14 protein-coding genes are annotated in these 16,891 nt (G+C 61.7%); 8 read left to right on the forward strand and 6 right to left on the reverse strand.

Annotation, left to right across the window (positions count from 1 at the left end):
• Positions 1–167: 167 nt before the first annotated feature.
• The 4 genes from ACW9HX_RS18795 (at position 168) to ACW9HX_RS18810 (ending at position 5,260) form a co-directional block, all read left to right on the forward strand.
• Positions 168–1,085: a LysR family transcriptional regulator gene (locus ACW9HX_RS18795; protein ID WP_457381743.1), complete on the forward strand. Its 918-nt coding sequence runs from the start codon at positions 168–170 to the stop codon at positions 1,083–1,085.
• Between the two features lie 102 nt (positions 1,086–1,187).
• The gene (locus tag ACW9HX_RS18800) at positions 1,188–2,723 is read left to right on the forward strand and encodes an MFS transporter (RefSeq protein WP_457381744.1); all 1,536 of its coding nucleotides are present in this window, start codon (positions 1,188–1,190) and stop codon (positions 2,721–2,723) included.
• An 18-nt stretch (positions 2,724–2,741) separates the two neighbouring features.
• Positions 2,742–3,812, forward strand: coding sequence for an HlyD family secretion protein (locus tag ACW9HX_RS18805; protein WP_457381745.1), 1,071 nt, complete (start codon positions 2,742–2,744; stop codon positions 3,810–3,812).
• On the forward strand, positions 3,809–5,260 hold the full coding sequence (locus ACW9HX_RS18810) for an efflux transporter outer membrane subunit (RefSeq protein WP_457381746.1): 1,452 nt from the start codon (positions 3,809–3,811) through the stop codon (positions 5,258–5,260). Before ACW9HX_RS18805 ends, ACW9HX_RS18810 begins: the two co-directional genes overlap by 4 nt.
• A 47-nt stretch (positions 5,261–5,307) precedes the next feature.
• On the opposite strand, the gene ACW9HX_RS18815 is transcribed toward ACW9HX_RS18810, so the two are convergent.
• Positions 5,308–5,613 carry an XRE family transcriptional regulator gene (locus ACW9HX_RS18815; RefSeq protein ID WP_064382656.1) on the reverse strand — a complete coding sequence of 102 codons (306 nt, stop codon included), beginning with the start codon at positions 5,611–5,613 and terminating at the stop codon, positions 5,308–5,310.
• The gene (locus ACW9HX_RS18820; protein WP_064382657.1) at positions 5,606–5,971 is read right to left on the reverse strand and encodes a type II toxin-antitoxin system RelE/ParE family toxin; all 366 of its coding nucleotides are present in this window, start codon (positions 5,969–5,971) and stop codon (positions 5,606–5,608) included. The genes ACW9HX_RS18815 and ACW9HX_RS18820 overlap by 8 nt, the downstream gene beginning before the upstream one ends.
• A gap of 169 nt (positions 5,972–6,140) precedes the next feature.
• Here ACW9HX_RS18820 and ACW9HX_RS18825 point away from each other — a divergent pair, with 169 nt between their 5' ends.
• From ACW9HX_RS18825 to ACW9HX_RS18840, 4 genes are read left to right on the forward strand one after another with little or no spacing between them, the layout of a single operon-like run.
• Complete coding sequence (locus ACW9HX_RS18825) at positions 6,141–6,920, forward strand: efflux RND transporter periplasmic adaptor subunit (RefSeq protein ID WP_282475448.1); 780 nt, start codon at positions 6,141–6,143, stop codon at positions 6,918–6,920.
• Complete coding sequence (locus ACW9HX_RS18830) at positions 6,917–8,236, forward strand: efflux RND transporter periplasmic adaptor subunit (RefSeq protein WP_457381747.1); 1,320 nt, start codon at positions 6,917–6,919, stop codon at positions 8,234–8,236. The genes ACW9HX_RS18825 and ACW9HX_RS18830 overlap by 4 nt, the downstream gene beginning before the upstream one ends.
• Positions 8,237–10,333, forward strand: coding sequence for an HlyD family efflux transporter periplasmic adaptor subunit (locus ACW9HX_RS18835; RefSeq protein WP_457381748.1), 2,097 nt, complete (start codon positions 8,237–8,239; stop codon positions 10,331–10,333). It abuts the gene before it with no gap.
• Positions 10,334–10,344: 11 nt separating this feature from the next.
• Positions 10,345–10,836 carry a GNAT family N-acetyltransferase gene (locus ACW9HX_RS18840; RefSeq protein WP_457381749.1) on the forward strand — a complete coding sequence of 164 codons (492 nt, stop codon included), beginning with the start codon at positions 10,345–10,347 and terminating at the stop codon, positions 10,834–10,836.
• A gap of 1 nt (position 10,837) precedes the next feature.
• Here ACW9HX_RS18840 and ACW9HX_RS18845 read toward each other — a convergent pair whose 3' ends face one another.
• From ACW9HX_RS18845 to ACW9HX_RS18860, 4 genes are read right to left on the reverse strand one after another with little or no spacing between them, the layout of a single operon-like run.
• Entirely contained in the window at positions 10,838–13,021 is a 2,184-nt protein-coding gene (locus ACW9HX_RS18845) for a lipase family protein (protein WP_457381750.1), read from the reverse strand.
• Between the two features lie 12 nt (positions 13,022–13,033).
• Positions 13,034–13,807: a hypothetical protein gene (locus tag ACW9HX_RS18850; RefSeq protein WP_457381751.1), complete on the reverse strand. Its 774-nt coding sequence runs from the start codon at positions 13,805–13,807 to the stop codon at positions 13,034–13,036.
• Entirely contained in the window at positions 13,804–14,652 is an 849-nt protein-coding gene (locus ACW9HX_RS18855; protein WP_457381752.1) for a DUF4123 domain-containing protein, read from the reverse strand. The genes ACW9HX_RS18850 and ACW9HX_RS18855 overlap by 4 nt, the downstream gene beginning before the upstream one ends.
• Entirely contained in the window at positions 14,649–16,718 is a 2,070-nt protein-coding gene (locus ACW9HX_RS18860) for a type VI secretion system Vgr family protein (RefSeq protein ID WP_457381753.1), read from the reverse strand. The genes ACW9HX_RS18855 and ACW9HX_RS18860 overlap by 4 nt, the downstream gene beginning before the upstream one ends.
• Between the last annotated feature and the right edge of the window lie 173 nt (positions 16,719–16,891).

Below are 16,891 nucleotides of genomic sequence, written 5' to 3' on the forward strand. Positions count from 1 at the left end.
CGGAAGCGGCTGGCCCTTTCGCGAGCAAGCCCGCTCCCACATTTGAAATGCATTTCCCCTGTGGGAGCGGGCTTGCTCGCGAAGACGTCGGTTCATGCGCCACCGATTTCAAGTATGTTTGCTAGCATTGCACCCGGATCAATCCTGATCGGTCACGAGTGCTCAGCATGCAACTCCCGGACATGAACCTGTTGGTCGCTCTCGACGCCTTGCTCGACGAGGGTAGTGTGGTCGGCGCCGCCCGGCGGATGAACCTCAGCCCGGCGGCCATGAGTCGCACGCTGACGCGGATCCGCGAAGCCATTGGCGATCCGATTCTGGTACGTGCCGGTCGCGGTTTGGTGCCGACGCCCAAGGCGCTGGCGTTGCGCGAGCAGGTGCGCGATGTGGTCGAGCAGGCGGCGCTGCTGTTTCGCTCGGCCGATGCGGTGGAGCTGGGCACGTTGCGCCGGCGCTTCAGCATTCGCGCCAACGACTTTTTCGTCGGCGTATACGGCGGCAAGCTGTTCGACACCCTCGATCAGCAGGCACCGCACTGCGAATTGCGTTTCGTCCCTGAAGGTGACGGCGACGATGAAGCGCTGCGCGAAGGGCGGATCGACTTGAGTGTCAGCAATACGCGCCCGGTGACGCCGGAAGTCAAAGTGCAGAACCTGTTTTCCACCCACTTCGTTGGTCTCGTACGTGAAGATCATCCGCTGCTGGATGGCGAGATCACCGCCGAACGCTATGCCGGGTTTTCCCATATCAGTATGTCCCGCCGAGGTATTGCCCGTGGCCCTATCGACACGGCGCTGAATGCCTTGGGCCTGGAGCGGCGGGTGGCAGTGATCGCGCCGAGTTTCCACGCGGCGATGTTCGCTCTGCCGGACTCCGACCTGATTCTGCCGGTACCCAAGGAAGCGCTGCTCAGCGTGCGGCGACTGGGGTTGAAGCTGCGCTCGTTCGACCTGCCGATCTCGTTGCCGACGCTGATGCTGACCCAGGCCTGGCACCCGCGTTTCGACAAGGATCCGGCCCACCGCTGGTTGCGCGAAACCCTCAAGACCTGCTGCGACGAAACCTGGCTGGCAGCCCAACCCTGATGATTGCGTCTGACGCACTTATAAGCTGCCAACAAGTCAATTTTCGTCAGCACTAAGCCTTACTAAGATGCTCCGGTATTTTTCCCTCCGGAGTTTGCCTGCATGACATCCCTGACGGTCACGGCGCCGATTGCCGCTGCCGCTCCGATGGTCGCCGCGCCCCCGGTGTTCGGGGCGCGGATCATCATTGGCCTGGTCGGCGTGCTGCTGGCGGTGCTGGTGTCGGGCCTCAACGAGATGGTGACCAAGGTTGCCCTGGCCGACATTCGCGGCGCCTTGAGCATCGGCTACGACGAAGGCACCTGGCTGGTCGCCAGCTACACCGCGACCTCGGTGGCGGCCATGGCGTTTGCGCCGTGGTGCTCGGTGACCTTTTCCCTACGTCGCTTCACCCTCTGTGCCATCGGCGTGTTCACCCTGCTCGGGGTGCTCTGCCCGTTCGCCCCGAACTACGAAAGCCTGCTGCTGATGCGCATCCTGCAAGGCCTGGCCGGCGGCGCGTTGCCGCCGATGCTGATGACCGTCGCGCTGCGGTTTCTGCCGGCCAACATCAAGCTTTACGGTCTGGCCGGTTATGCCCTGACCGCGACTTTCGGCCCTGGTCTCGGCACGCCGCTGGCCGGGTTGTGGACCGAATACGTCGGCTGGCAGTGGACGTTCTGGCAAATCATCGTGCCGTGCCTGATTGCCATGGCGATGGTTGCCTGGGGCATTCCACAAGATCCGCTGCGTCTGGAACGCCTCAAGTCGTTCAACTGGAAAGGTTTGCTGCTGGGCTTTCCGGCGATCTGCATGCTGGTGATCGGTCTGTTGCAGGGCAATCGCCTGGATTGGTTCGAGTCGAACCTGATCTGCGGTTTGCTCAGCGCCGGTTCGCTGTTGCTGGTGGCGTTTCTGATCAATGAATGGTCGCAGCCGATTCCGTTTTTCAAGTTGCAGATGCTCGGCATTCGCAACCTGTCGTTCGCCCTGATGACGTTGGCTGGCGTGCTGGTGGTGCTGCTGGCGGTGGTGCTGATTCCATCGAGTTATCTGGCTCAGGTGCAGGGTTACCGACCGGTGCAGACCGCGCCGATCATGCTGCTGGCGGCATTGCCGCAAGTGATTGCGCTGCCGCTGGTGGCGGCGCTGTGCAACCTGCGTTGGGTGGATTGCCGCTGGGTGCTCGGCATTGGTCTGAGCATGTTGGCGCTGTCGTGCCTGGGCGGATCGCAGCTGACCTCGGAATGGATTCGCGACGATTTCTATGTCCTGCAATGGCTGCAGATTTTCGGCCAGCCAATGGCCGTGCTGCCGTTGCTGATGCTGTCGACCGGCAGCATCCAGCCGCAGGACGGACCGTTCGCGTCGGCGTGGTTCAACACCGTGAAAGGCCTGGCGGCGGTGGTAGCCACCGGGGCCATCGAGGCATTGACCACGGCGCGTCTGCATTTTCATTCGACGATGCTGGTCGATCGCCTCGGCAACTCGCCGCTGGCTGAAAGCAATGACCCGGCGCTCGCCCATCGCCTGCATGAACAGGCGGTGGTGCTGACTTCTTCGGATCTTTACCTGTGCATGGCTGGCGTCGCAGTGGCGCTGATCCTGCTGATTTTCTGGCTGCCGACGCGGATCTTTCCGCCCCGCGCGCCGACCTGACTGGAACAGAAGGTTTTTATGACGACTCAAGCAAAGCAAAAACTCGCAGTGGCCGTGGCGGCCGCGCTGGCGGTCGGTGTGCTGGTGTATCTGGCGATGCCGGGCCTGTTCGGCAAGCGTACTCAGCAGAACACCAACGATGCGTTCGTCTCTGCTGACTTCACCTTGGTCGTGCCACGCGTGGCGGGGTTCATCAAGGAAGTGCTGGTGGAAGACAACCAGCAGGTCAAGGCCGGGCAGTTGCTGGCGCTGATCGATGATCGCGACCTGCGCGCCGCTGCCGAGGCCGCCGATGCACACACCGTGGTCGCCCGCGCTCAATTGCAAAACGCCAAAGCCACCCTGGAGCGGCAGACCTCGGTGATCGCCCAGGCGCAGGCGTCGGTGGTCTCGGCCAAGGCTGAAATGGCTTTCGCCCAGCAGGAATTGAACCGCTACAACCACCTGGCCGGCGTCGGTGCCGGCACCGTGCAGAACGCGCAACAGGCACGCACCCGGATCGATCAGGCCTCCGCCCGACTGGACACCGCCACGGCAAAACTGGCCGCGGAACGCAAACAGGTCGAGATTCTGACGGCGCAGCGCGATGCCGCCGAAGGCAGCTTGAAACAGGCTCAGGCGGCACTGGAAATCGCCAGTTTCGAGCTGTCCTACACGCGCATCACTGCGCCCCAGGACGGCATGATCGGCGAGCGTGCCGTGCGGGTCGGCGCCTATGTGACGCCGGGCAGCAAACTGCTGGCGGTGGTGCCGCTGAAGCAGGCCTATGTGGTCGCCAACTTCCAGGAAACCCAACTCACCGACGTGCAGCCCGGACAGGATGTTGTCGTTCGGGTCGACAGTCTTGGTGGTGAAGCTTTGAGCGGTCGCGTCGAAAGCATCGCCCCGGCTACCGGCGTAACGTTCGCCGCCGTGAAACCGGACAATGCCACCGGCAACTTCACCAAAGTCGTGCAGCGGATTCCGGTGAAAATCCTGCTGGAGCCGGGCCAGCCACTGGCCGAGCGCCTGCGCGTGGGCATGTCGGTGGAGGCGAGCATTGATACCAAAAGCTCGGCGACGTCGGTGCGTGAGGTGACGCAGCGATGAAGCGCGTTCAGTCCATAACCATTGCCCTGAGTCTCTCGGCTTTGGCGGCTTGCACCGTCGGCCCGGACTTTCAGAAGCCCGAAGCCACGCAGATCGCCGACTGGGCCAAACCCGGCAAATCCGCACCCAGCCAGGCTGTCAGCGAACCCCTGAACGAGCGCTGGTGGGAAGTCTTCCACGACGCGCAACTTTCTGCCCTGACCCAGCGCGCCGTGAGCAGCAACCTCGACCTGCAACTGGCCAGCAGTCGCCTGCAACAGAGCCGCGCTGCTCGACAGGTGATTACCGCCGACCGCTATCCGACCACCGCTGCCACTGGCAGTTATGCTCGCAAACGCAACAGCGGCGAAGGCTTGAGCGATCCGTCCGGGCACAACGGTGATTCCGCCTTCAACCTGTGGGACGCCGGTTTCTCCGCCTCCTGGGAGCTGGATTTCTGGGGCCGTGTGCGCCGGGAAACTGAAGCGGCGGATGCCAATCTCGAAGTCGCGGAAAACGATCGTCGCGGCGTGTTGCTGGCGGTGCTCGCGGACACCGCACAGAACTACATCCAGTTGCGCGGCGTGCAGAACACCCGCGCGGTCACCGAGCAAAACCTCGATGTCGCACGGCACAGCCTGAAACTCTCGCAACTGCGCCTGAACGACGGCGTGGCCACCGATCTCGACGTCGCCGAAGCGGCCGCGCAAGTGGCGGCCATCGAATCGCGCCTGCCGGCGCTGGAGCAACGTCAGGCGCAACTGATCAACGCCATCAGCCTGTTGATGGGCGAACCGCCGCAAGCCTTGAGTAAAGAGTTATTCACAGACGCGCCGGTGCCACAGTCGCCGCTTGAAGTCGCCATCGGCCTGCCGTCGCAACTGGCCGAACGCCGTCCGGACATCCGCCAGGCCGAAGCCCGGTTGCACGCCGCCACCGCCAATATCGGCGTGGCCAAGGGTGATTTCTATCCGCGCATCACCCTGTCCGGCAATCTCGGCTCCCAAGCCATGCAGCTCAGCGATTTCGGCTCCTGGGGCTCTCGCGCCTTCGGCATCGGCCCGCAATTCAGCCTGCCGCTGTTCGACGGCGGCCGTCTGCGCGGCGTGTTGCAACTGCGCGAAGCCCAGCAACAGGAAGCGGCTATCGGTTATCAACAGACCGTTCTGCGCGCCTGGCACGAAATCGACGACCAACTGACCGCCTACAACGCCAGCCAGCGCCGCCGCGACAGCCTCGCCGAAGCCGTGCGCCAGAACCAGATCGCCCTGCGCACCGCGCAACAGCAATACGTCGAAGGCGTGGCCGACTTCGTCAACGTCCTCACCGTGCAAGGCGCACTGCTCGCCACCCAGGAACAATGGGTGGAAAGCTCCACCGGCGTTTCACTGGCGATGGTCGGTTTGTACCGGGCGTTGGGCGGGGGATGGGAGTCGGTATATCCGGTGGGGGAGATGGCGCGGCGTTGATTTTCGCGCGGAAAACAAAAAAGCAGGTTGTGCAGCGTTTTGGCTGCTCAACCTGCAAAGTTTTCGATTTTGATTTGCCCATCAGGAAATGTAGCGATGATTTCAAGCTCGCCGCCCATCGCGCGGATGTAATTGCGCAGCGTGCTGATATACATGTCGGTGCGTCGCTCCATCTTCGAGATCGCCGCCTGATTGATGTGCAGGGTCTCGGCAAGTGTCGCCTGACTCAAAGCCTTGGCCTGTCGCAGTTCGTTTAGCGGCATTTCCTTAATGTGTTGTTCGTAGATCGAATCGGCATGTGCCCGGGCTTCGGGTGTCATACGCGCTTCGAGTTCGGCAAATTTCTTAGCCATCTTTATAACCCTCTTTGCGCAATGTATCGAGGTGCTCATCGTACAGTTGATCGGCGAGCGGGACATTGACTTCATACCAGCGATCCTGACCGGTTTTGTCTCCGCCGATCAATAGCAGCGCACATCGCCTCGGATCAAATGCATAAAGTATTCGGTACGGTCGTCCGGCATGTTGAACCCTCAGTTCCCGCAGATGGCCATGTCGCGCACCATTGATCGCGCTGCTGTGTGGAAAGCGCAGGCCTGGTCCGAATTGGCCTAGCAATTTGACGCTCGCAGCCACGGAACTCTGCTCGTTTTCAGTCAGATCTTCCCACCAGTTGCCGAACTCGTCGGTGTATTCGATATCCCAATTCATGGGGGGCAAATATGAGCGTTATGGAATATTCCTTCAAGGTTATATTTTCGATGAGTTGATCGTAGTCGTTACACAGAATTTCGCCAGCCCCTCGGATGAATGATGGCCTTTCGCTTGACGCTAATCGCCGCTGTCGTAGACTCCGAGCATCCGTCAGGGAGTAACGGTTATGCGGCGTTTTCGTGGTTGGGTTGTCGGATTGACCTTTGTAACGTGTGCAGTTCAGGCTCAAACGCCCGCACCAGACGATCCGCTGCTGGATAACGGCGGGGCGGCGAATGCGTCGGCCAGCAGTGAGGCGCGCGGTGTGTTGCGGGCGCGGGATCAGGCGACGCTGGCCAGCGAGTTGTCCGGGCGGATCGTCGAGTTGCCGTTCAGCGAGGGCGAGTCGTTCAAGAAGGGCGATACCCTGGCAAAGTTCGACTGTTCGGCCTATCAGGCCCAGTTGAATGCCGCGCAAGCCGCCAGCCGTGGTGCCGGCGAAGAGCTGGCGCACAACCGGCAACTGGCGGCGCTCAATTCCGTCGGGCGTTTCGAGGTGGCCCGGGCCGAGGCCAAGGTCAGCGAAACCCAGGCGCAATCTCAGGTTTATCAAGTTCAGGTCAAACGCTGCAACGTGGTCGCGCCGTTCGACGGGCAAGTGGTCGAGCGCAAGGTCCAACGCTACGAAAGCGTGTCGGCCGGGGCTCCGCTGCTCGATGTGGTCGACAACCGCACCCTGGAAATCCATCTGCTGGTGCCCTCGCGCTGGATGGCCAAGCTAAAGCCCGGCCAGACCTTCAGCTTCGTCCCCGATGAAACCGGCCAGCCGATCGATGCCACGGTCAAACGCCTTGGCGCGCGGATTGATGAAGGCAGCCAGACCCTGTTGTTGGTCGCCACACTTCCCGAAGCCAAAGGCCTGCTCGCCGGCATGAGCGGCACCGCGCGTTTTCCGGAGCTCAAGTGAACGCCCCGGTGAGCGGCGGCGCCGAGCAGGTGTTCGCGCGGTTTCTCGATCTCGAACGGCAGACCCGCGCCGCCCGCGATGCTGCGCAGTTGGCCTACAGTCTGGTCAATGACGGACAGTCGCTGTTCGGCTATCGACATGCAGCGCTGTTGATCGCCGGCAAGGTGCAGGCGGTGACCGGCGTCAGTGCGGTGGAGCCGAATGCGCCGTTCGTGGCGTTCGTCGAGCAGGCGGTGGCGCAGTTGTTCAAGCAGGATGTATTGAAAGTTGCGCGGGTGATCGCCCCTGAGCTGGTGGGCGACTCGATCCAGGCTGACTGGCGCAGCCTGTCCGCCGCTCAGGTGTTCTGGCTGCCGCTGATCGACCGCGAGGGCGAGGTGTTTGGCGGTTTGTGGCTGGCCCGTGACGTGCCGTGGAACCCTTCCGAACAAGTGCTGTTGTCGCAACTGGGCGACACCTACAGCCACGCCTGGCTGGCGTTGCAACCGCGCAAGCCGTGGCGGCTGCGCTGGACCCGCAAACGTCAGGTGGCGCTGGTCGCTGTGCTGCTGCTCGGTTTGTTGATCCCGGTGCGTCAGTCAGTGCTGGCTCCGGCCGAAGTGGTGCCCTTGGGTGGGCGTGTGGTGGCGGCTCCGCTGGACGGGGTGATCGCCGAGTTTCTGGTCAAACCCAATCAGAACGTGAAGACCGGCGATCTGTTGCTGCGCTTCGAAAGCACCACCCTCAAAGCCCAGGCCGATGTCGCCGAGCGTGCGCTTGGCGTCGCCGAAGCCGAACTCAAAGCCAATTCCCAACGTGCATTCGCCGACGCCGAATCCAGTTCACGAGTGGATCTGCTGGCCGCCCGCGTCGAGCAGAAACGCGCCGAACGGGACTACGCCCGTGAACTGCTCAACCGCAGCGAAGTGCGTGCCGAGCGCGACGGCATTGCGGTATTCGCCGACGCCGAGCGCTGGACCGGCAAACCGGTGCAGACCGGCGAGCGCTTGATGGAAATCGCCGACCCGAACCAGGCCGAACTGCGCATCGAACTGGCGGTAGGCGACGCGATTTCGCTGGAGCCGGGCGCCGACATCGCGCTGTTCCTCGACAGCGATCCGCTGCAACGCCATGTCGCCAGACTCGAACGTTCGGCTTATGAGGCGCAGCCCACTGCCGGCGGCCAACTGGCCTATCGGCTGGATGCGAACTTTACCGACGCACCGCCGCGTATCGGCTTGCGCGGCACAGCCAAAATCTTCGGCGACCGCGCGCCGCTGGCGTTGTATCTGCTGCGCCGTCCGCTGGCCGGTTTGCGTCAGAGCGTAGGCCTGTAAATGAACCTGCCGAGCCTGCGTGCCGACCTGCAACTGTCGCCCGCGGCGCCGGCACTGGACGGCTCGCCGCGCTGGACCCTGGCCGACCCGGTGCGCGGGCGCTATTTCAAACTCGGCACGGCGGCGATGCGCCTGTTGCGCCACTGGTCGCTGGGTGATCCCGAGCAAGTGCTGCGCGCCGCCAACCGCGAACCGGGCTTGCCGCTGGACGGCGTCGAGCTGGAGCAATTGCTGACGTTTCTGCGCGGGCATGACCTGATCAGCGCCCTCGACGATCAGCAGCGCGCCAGTTATCAGCTCAAGGCTCTCGCGCAACGTCAGAGCCTGTGGAAAATCCTGCTCCATCAATATTTGTTTTTCCGCATTCCATTGTGGCGGCCGGACGCGTTTCTCAATCGGGTCTGGCCGTGGCTGGAGCGCTTCGGGCCAAGGATACTGCGCTTCGGTTTGCCGGCGACGCTGGCGCTCGGGGTGTTTCTGGTCTCGCGGGACTGGCAGCGATTTGTCAGCACCTTTCCGCACCTGTTCAGCCTCGGCGGGGCGATTTCGTTCGGTGTGGCGTTGTTCTTCGCCAAGCTCTGCCACGAGTTCGGCCACGCGTTCATGGCCAAGCGCGCCGGGTGTCGGGTGCAAAGCATGGGCGTGGCGTTCATGGTATTGCTGCCGATGTTCTACACCGACGTCAGCGATGCCTGGCGGGTCAACGACCGGCGTGCGCGGTTGCTGATTGGTGCCGGTGGGGTGCTGGCGGAATTGCTGCTGGCGTGCATCGCGTTGCTGGTCTGGTCACTGCTGCCCGACGGCCCGGCCCGAACGGCGGCGTTTATGCTCGCCAGTGCGACCTGGATCACCACGCTGGTGGTCAATCTCAACCCGTTCATGCGTTTCGATGGCTACTTTCTGCTCAGTGATCTGTGGGAAGTCGACAACCTTCAGGGCCGGGCCTTTGCCTTTTGTCGCTGGCGCCTGCGTGAGTTCTTGTTCGGCTATGGCGCACCGGCGCCGGAGCCTTGGTCGCCGGCGATGCAGCGGCGTTTGCTGATCTGGGGGTATGGCTCGTGGTTATGGCGTGCGGCGTTGTTTTTCGGGATCGCGCTGGCGGTCTATCACCTGTTCTTCAAGGTGTTGGGGATCTTCCTGATGCTGGTGGAACTGGTGTGGTTCATCTTTCTGCCGATCATGAGTGAGTGGCGCCAGTGGTGGAGCCGCCGCGAGCAGGCTCATGGCCCCCGTGTGCTGCTCAGCAGCCTGGCGGTACTCGGTCTGTTGCTGGTGCTGATCGTGCCGTGGCGCAGTGCAGTTGAATTGCCGACGATGCTCGAGGGCGGTCGGGCCAGTGTGTTGCACGCGCCGGTGGCGGCGCGGGTCAAAACCGTGAAAGTCGCGGATGGCCAGAAGGTCGCTCAGGGCGACGTGCTGATTGAACTGGAATCGCCGGATCTCGACTCGCGTCAGGCCATCGTCCGCCGGGAAATCCAGATCCAGCAGTTGCTGATGCGTCGTCAGGCCGGTCGCAGCGAAACCGCCGCCGACGCCGGCATCGTCGAACAACGTCTCGCCGAAGCCGTGGCGGAATACCGTGGCCTGAGCGCCCGCCGCGAACGCCTGCTGCTGCGTGCGCCCCATGCCGGCACCGTGCGTGATCTGTTGCCGAACCTGACGCCGGGCCGATGGCTGTCGAGCAAGGATGCGTTGGCGCGTGTGGTCGAGGACGGCTCACGCCTGCGCGGGTATGTGGCCGAGGCCGAGTTGTGGCGGGTCAAACCGGGTGCGACCGGGCGGTTCATCGCCGATGACCCGATGCACCCGGCGATCTCCGTGAAACTCGATGAAATCGATACCAATGGCGTGGCCTATGTCGATCAGGAAGCCCTGACGTCCGATCACCACGGACCGATTGCCGTGCGCCGCGATCAACAGCAAAGGGCGGAGCCGGTGCAGGCGCAATACGGCGCACGATTGACTACGCTGGATCAGCCACCGACGCCGGTACAGCCGTTACGCGGTGTGGTGGTGCTGCAGGGCAGCGGCGAGTCGGTGCTCGGCGTGGCCTGGCGTCGGATGGCGGCGCTGGGGGTCAGGGAAAGCGGTTTCTAGGGAGCATGGAGATGACGGACAACGTGACGGCGGACGGACTGGTGGTGCGACCTTCGCGGGCGACGGACGGGCCGTTTCTGCAAAGCCTTTATCAATCGGCGCGCCCGGATCTGCAATGGATCGACGGCGAGCAGGAACAGGTGCAGCAAATCGTCGCCCAGCAGTTTCAGGTGCAGGAGCAGGGCATGGGGGAAAACCATCCCAACGCCATGCACTACGTGGTGGAAAAACTCGGCACGGCCATCGGCGCGTTGAGCACCGACTTTGGCCCCCATGAAATCCGCGTGTTGTACATCGCCTTCATCCCTCAGGCCCGGGGCAAGGGTTACGGTCGTGCGGTGCTGCAAGGTGTGCAGAAGGCCGCGCAGCAAGTCCGATGTCCGGTGGCGACGGTGGTCTGGGCCAACAATCCCCATGCGCGCCAGCATTACCTGGCGCTGGGGTTTGCGGTGGAAGAGCGCAATCCGGCAGCGGAGCGGTTGGTGTGGTATCCACAGGGTTGAGTCAGATGATCGAATTGATATCGAAGGTGTGCCGCGCGCCGATTTTGTGGCCGTAGAGCGTCGCCAGCAGCGGGTCATCTTCGGCGGTGTCCGGCGCCATGGCTAACTGTTCGGTTGCAGTGTTTTCCGGGTGTAGCTGCCAGCGCGGCAGGCTTTCGGCCAATCGTTCCGGTTGTTCTGCCAGTCCCCCATAAACGTCCTGCGTCGTGATGCGCCGATGGCGAAGGATTGCCAGACGCTCGCGTGTCACGCGGATTCTCTCCACCTCACGGTTAAGCGCATCAAGGATGCTGGATTGAGTGCGTACGTAACTGTCCGGGCGTCCCGGCAGGTTGTTGCGCCGGGTGCGCAGTTGGTGAGTGATGCGTTCCAGGGCTGACTCCACGACAGCAAACTCCCGTTCGGTGACCAGCGAACGCCTTGTCTCCAGCGCCTCCTGCCAACGCCGCAACACCGCCCAGCACGCCGGAATGTACGCCCCGGTCATCGAGTGGTGCCCGGCGTCGAAGATCTGCTTGAGCAACGTCGGCCGATCCGGCAGCCCGTGCTGCTGCCGGATCGCCACGTCGCACGCGGCGTGCTGGGTAATGGTGTCGCAACCTGGCTCCCACAGGATCGAAGACACCTGCTGACGCCCGAACTCCACCGGCATGGCGTGCCGCAGACTGCCATGGTGATCGTAGGCTTCCCCGGTCCAGTTGGTGATACCGGCGACGAACACCGACAGACCCACCGGCACATTGACGAACGTCAGCGCCGCCCCGGTGCCGTAGAGGTCGGCCTTGGTGTTCATCCAGCTGCCGGGCACGCTGGGCACCGGGTCGTTGTGATTGACCATGCGGTGATGCACGAGATCGGCTGCGGCCTTCACGAAATCCGCGTCACCGGCGCGGGGGGCGCCGTAGGTGTAGAGCTGGATGTTGTAGCCCTCGGGCCGGCGCCGGAGCATTTCGGACAGCAGCAATGTGATAGCGCCTCCGAGGCTGTGGCCGCAGATCAGGAGGGTTTGGCCGGTGTAGAACTTTTCGAGGTATTTGACGGCGAAGTCATAGGCTTTCTGCGCTGCTTCATAGAAGCCCCGATGTACCTGGCCGTTTCCTTCCTCAAACGGTACTTGAAGGGCATCGGCATCGCGCAAACCATCGGCGATTTTCTCGGCGGTGCCGCGAACCGCGATCAGGATCAGTTCGTCGTTGTGGGTGATGAAGGCTTGGGTGTCTGTACTTTCTTTATTACCGATGTCGTCGAGGAAGTGAACGCTGGCCGGGTGTTCCGGATCCCGTTCAGGCGTGTGCCTGTTAGCTGCATAGAGGTTCGGGTCAAACGGGATGATCTCTAGCCTTCTTGAGTACGGAACATCCTCGTATAGCGGGTAATAGGCTTTGGTCTGAGCGCTGTCGACTTTCCACAATTCCTCTCCCTTGGCCAGTGCATCGCCGAACCAGTTGCCGACGCTGGGTTGCAGCGGAAATTTAACGGATCTGGTTTCGGCGGAAGGGGTTTTGGGTTCCTGGCCGAATGGGCAGTAACTCAGGGTTGCCATCAATGCGAGCTGGTACAGGTTGAGTGCACAGAATGCCGGAGCTGTGGATAACATTGGCCGCAACGCGCGTAGCGGACGCACTTCAAGAACAGTGTGACGTTGCGGCATCAGCGCTACGCCAAGTTTTCCGTGTTCGCGCATGATTACAGCGCACCCGGAATCGAGGGGGTAATCGCGATAGACTTCGGGTGGCAGGTGCGAGGCATGCCTGACAAGATGACGGACTTCGACTTGAAAGTAGTCCGCACCGTCTGCGATTTCGGTGCGTTCGCGCCTGCGGGTGGCATTTGGGTTCAGGTAGCGGGTTGCCTCGGCTCGTACCTGAAGTTCGGTAATTTTCAGGGGGTAATGTTGCCTGCCTTGCAAACTTGAGTAGAGCTTTTCCTTTCCTTCGTACACTTGATCAAACAGCAACGATATAGGCCCCGCAAAGTGATTATCCACTCTGCCCTTGCCCGCAGCGTCCAATCTGCCCGTGTATTTATGGCCTTCCGAATCGGTGGCGATATAAGCCAGCCCGGCGTAGGGCTCACCCGAGCAGAACTCGTCGATGAGTTGGAAACTTGTCCATTTGCCACCAGCAGGACAAGTCAGCATGCGGCTACCCAACGGCGATTGCAGATCCTTTTCAAGTGATGTCATGGCGAAAACTCCTTATTCCGTGCAACTTGGATAAATGGTGCAGACTCGGCCATCGGGCATGGTGAAAGTGCTGAAGTCGGTGTAGTTGCCGTAACAAAAGGCGTACTGATCCTCAAAGTTGTCGCCCAAACATCGTTTCCAGCCATTTGGAAACTTGACCCATGTGTCTCTGAAGTAAGGCTGTTCTTCCCTCGCCAGCTTGATTTTCATCCTCACTGTTTTGCCCGGCAGTTGATCAGGGCTAAAAGCCCCGAAGGTCTTGCCATAAGCTCGTGATCCCAAGGCATCGACTGTTCTGCAATCAAGGATCTTTCTGAGAATTCGGGGTTTACCCGAGGTGCGAAACCACCACTCACACTGACCATGGAAAGTGCTTTCACCGGCTTCGTTGAAAACACCTTTGAACCGCTCCTCCAGATCATCGCGAATGAAAACCCTGGCTTCGTCACCACCGAAATCGCCCCGTGTTTTGCCATAGCTCGAATTAATCTCCAGCTCGATTCGCCTCACGACCAACGGGCACCCTTTAACCGTCTTGCGAATCGTGATTTCGGCATCCGGCTTGTAGTCCGTGCGCCACTTGCTGTTGAACACGGGTGCAAGGTTGTCGCGTCTGTCGACGGTACAGGTCTGGCCTTTCTCGGGTACGTAATAAACCGCCGCGACGTAGGCAAATCCCGGTGGCAAATCGGCAGTGAATTTGAAGGTGTTGGGCGGTTCGGTACTGCACCCTCCCAGTACCGCGAAACAGCCGATCAGACCCAGGCTTTTGAGCTGAACCTTCACGAAGGCGTCTCCCCGTTCCAGTGCTTCGAAAGCTGGTAAACCCGATCAAAGTGTTCATCCGGCGTTTCGTCGGGTCGGGCTTGCCAATGGGGCGTGGGATTCGGCGTTTGCAGGCTGTGGATCAGCAGAAACTCCAGCCGCTCCGGCGCCAGCCAGCCCCAGGTTTCGGCCAGTTCCAGTCGTTCACGCAGCCAGATGTGCGGATCCTGAACGCACGCCAACGCGGAATACGCCTGCACATGCCCGGCCAGCAAAAAGCGGTGGGCATTGGCCAGGCGAATCGCCATGGCTTGCTCGTCAGGCATCGGCAGTTGCAGCCACGGTGGTGCGTCCGGCACGGGGTAGCTGCCCGGCGCAGGGTTGTCGGTCATCTGCCAGTGCGAACCCTGCCAATAACACACGCTGATTGCCGGTCCGAGATACGCCGGCAAAGCATCCACCGGCAGATGCTCCAGCGCCCGGGTCAGCACCCGGTTGTCGTGAAAGCGGTACAGCGCCTGATGCGGACGGGCGCCGACGATCAGCCGGTCCTGCCAGTGCCTGACCCATGTCTTCAACTCGCCCTTGCCCAGGCTGGCCAGCCAGCCCCAGTGGCTGTGGGGCCTTTCGAGCAAGGCGTCGAGGCGACGGTCGTCGGGCTGGTCGAAGATGAAGATGAAGGGGCCAGTGTCCGTGAGTTCGGCGATTACGGTTTCACTGTAGACGCCGACGTACTGGTCGTATCGGCTGCTTTTCAACCAGCGCTGGCGCATGTCGCGCTCGTTCTGCGAGTCGAACACCAGGCACAGGAGGCGATCGGCACGGTGTTGCTCGGTCAGCCATTGCAGCACAAGGGAGTCGGTCATGCGGCAGCCCCCTGGATCGCGCACTCACCCGCACGGCAGGCTTCGCAGATCGGGCAGAAATCCGCGCTCAGGGTTTTGCTGGCGGCCATCAATGCCTGTTGCGAGGGTGCGACCAATGGCGGCAAAGGTGCGGGAGCCGACAGGTCTTCAATAGCGTCGGGCTGCAACAGCGGGGCTCGTAACAAGGGCACTGGTGCGCCGCCGATCAGCAGGTCGCTGCTGCCGTAAAGACCGCTGTGGTCGAGGACAAAATGCTCGCCACCGACCTTCAGGCTGATGCTTTTTCCGGCTTCCAGCACCAGATGTTCGCCGGCGCTGAAGCACACTTGCCCGGCGGCTTCGGCCGTCAGCGATTGACCGGCCTTGATGTGGCTGCTTTCGCCGACATGCAGGTAGTCGTTGGCCTTGAGCCGGGTCTTGCGATCACCGGCAACGGTGCGGTGTTCTTCGGCATCGAATACGCTGATGCTGTTGCCCTTGATGGTTTCCCGGCGTTCATGGCCGACCTCCAGGTGACTGTCGTTCTCGACTTTCAGCTGAAGATCGCGCTGGGCACGCAGGTAAATCTGTTCCTGGCCTGCGCGGTCTTCGATCATCAGCTCGTTGAAGCCCGTACTGTCCGGCGAGCTGCGGGAGCGAAACACGCTGCGGGTCTTGTGCGCCGGCAACTCGTAGGGCACCGGGTTGGCGCTGTTCGCCAGGCAGCCGCTGATTACCGGATGGTCGGGATCGCCGTGGAGAAAGGTCACCAGCACTTCCATGCCCACGCGCGGGACGACCACGCTGCCATGGGCATTGCCGGCCCAGCCCGAGGCCACTCGCAGCCAGCAACTGCTTTTGTCGTTATGGCGAGCCTCGCGATCCCAGAAGAACTGCACCTTGACCCGGCCGTACCGGTCGCAATGGATTTCCTCGCCTTCCGGGCCGGTGACCACGGCGGTCTGGACACACCCGATGTTCGGTTTCCTGTAACGCAACGGCGGGCGATGGATTGCGTCCCACGGGGAGGCCTGGAAATGGTTGCGATAACCCTGTGGAAAGTCGCTTTTATCATCGTCGGCGATGTCGTCGCCGTGTTCTTCGAGTACCTGAGGCTGTTTGCCTTCGTGCCGGATTTCGGTCAGCAGCCACAGTTCATTCAATGCCGGATCGGGATGTTCGGCCAGCGACAGAAAATGCCCCGACACCAGTGCCGGTTCGTTGCTGTCGCCTTCGCAAAGGCGGCCATCGCTGCGGTAGCGCTCCAGGGCCCGCCGGGCGAGCTGCCTGCCATGCTCACGGTCAAGGTATCGTCCCGGATATTCGAAGACCTCAAGATCAGGCTGGGGGTGTTCGTCAGATGCCCTGCTGCCCGCCTCAAGTGCTATCCGCGCCTTTTTAAAGTCATAGGCGCGGCTGGAGGCATGGTTGGGTCGGGTTTCGAGACGGTAGTCGAAGCGCTGGATCACCGGCCTGTCGGCGACCATGGCGTTGTGCGGTTTAAAGCGAGTTGGCCGAGAGAGGCGGGGAAACATAGTCTGGTCGTCGCCAAAGACCAGCAGGTGCCTGTCGCGGCTGTGCCGGAAGTGGTAGTGCAGGCCGTCCTCCTGGCACAGGCGCTGGATAAAGTGCAGGTCCGATTCGTTGTACTGCACGCAATATTCACGATCCGGCAACGGTTCGCCGAGCTTGAACTGGTAGAGGTCAGCGTGAATGCCATGTTCTTCGAGAATCTGCGCGAGTATTCGTGGCACGCTCAGGTTCTGGAAAATCCGTTGATTGATGCGATGACGCAGATTGGCCAGCCGAGGGGCCAGGGTCAGGCTGTATCGCGTCAATCGCTTGCCGATGCCACCCCGGGCGATGTGCTGGATCTGCCCGTGGATGCCGTGGCCTTGATCATCGAAAGCCAGAAAGGCCCGTTGGTGCATCAGGCCTGGAAGATCGGCATCCGGTCTGGTGCTGACCAGTTCGACCTTGAAGGAAAAAGGTTCGCTGATGGATTCGGTGCCGGTGAAGGAAAGCACCTGAAAGTCGTGTTTAAAATCGTCGGTCGTGAGGCGAAAACGAGCATTGGCATTGAACATCCGTTGTTCCTTGTCCTGTGACGGATTCGGAACAACGCTAACAAGGTCATCCGGGAAATGATGTCGGACGTTTCCCAATAAAGTCGGTTTAAGTGCCCGGATTACAAGGCTCTAGTGCTGTTCCTACATCTTTCTCCTACGTTGTTTCGCGCAGATTTTGTAGGGGGACGGTG

It is taken from the genome of Pseudomonas sp. SDO52101_S400 (genome assembly GCF_054071635.1).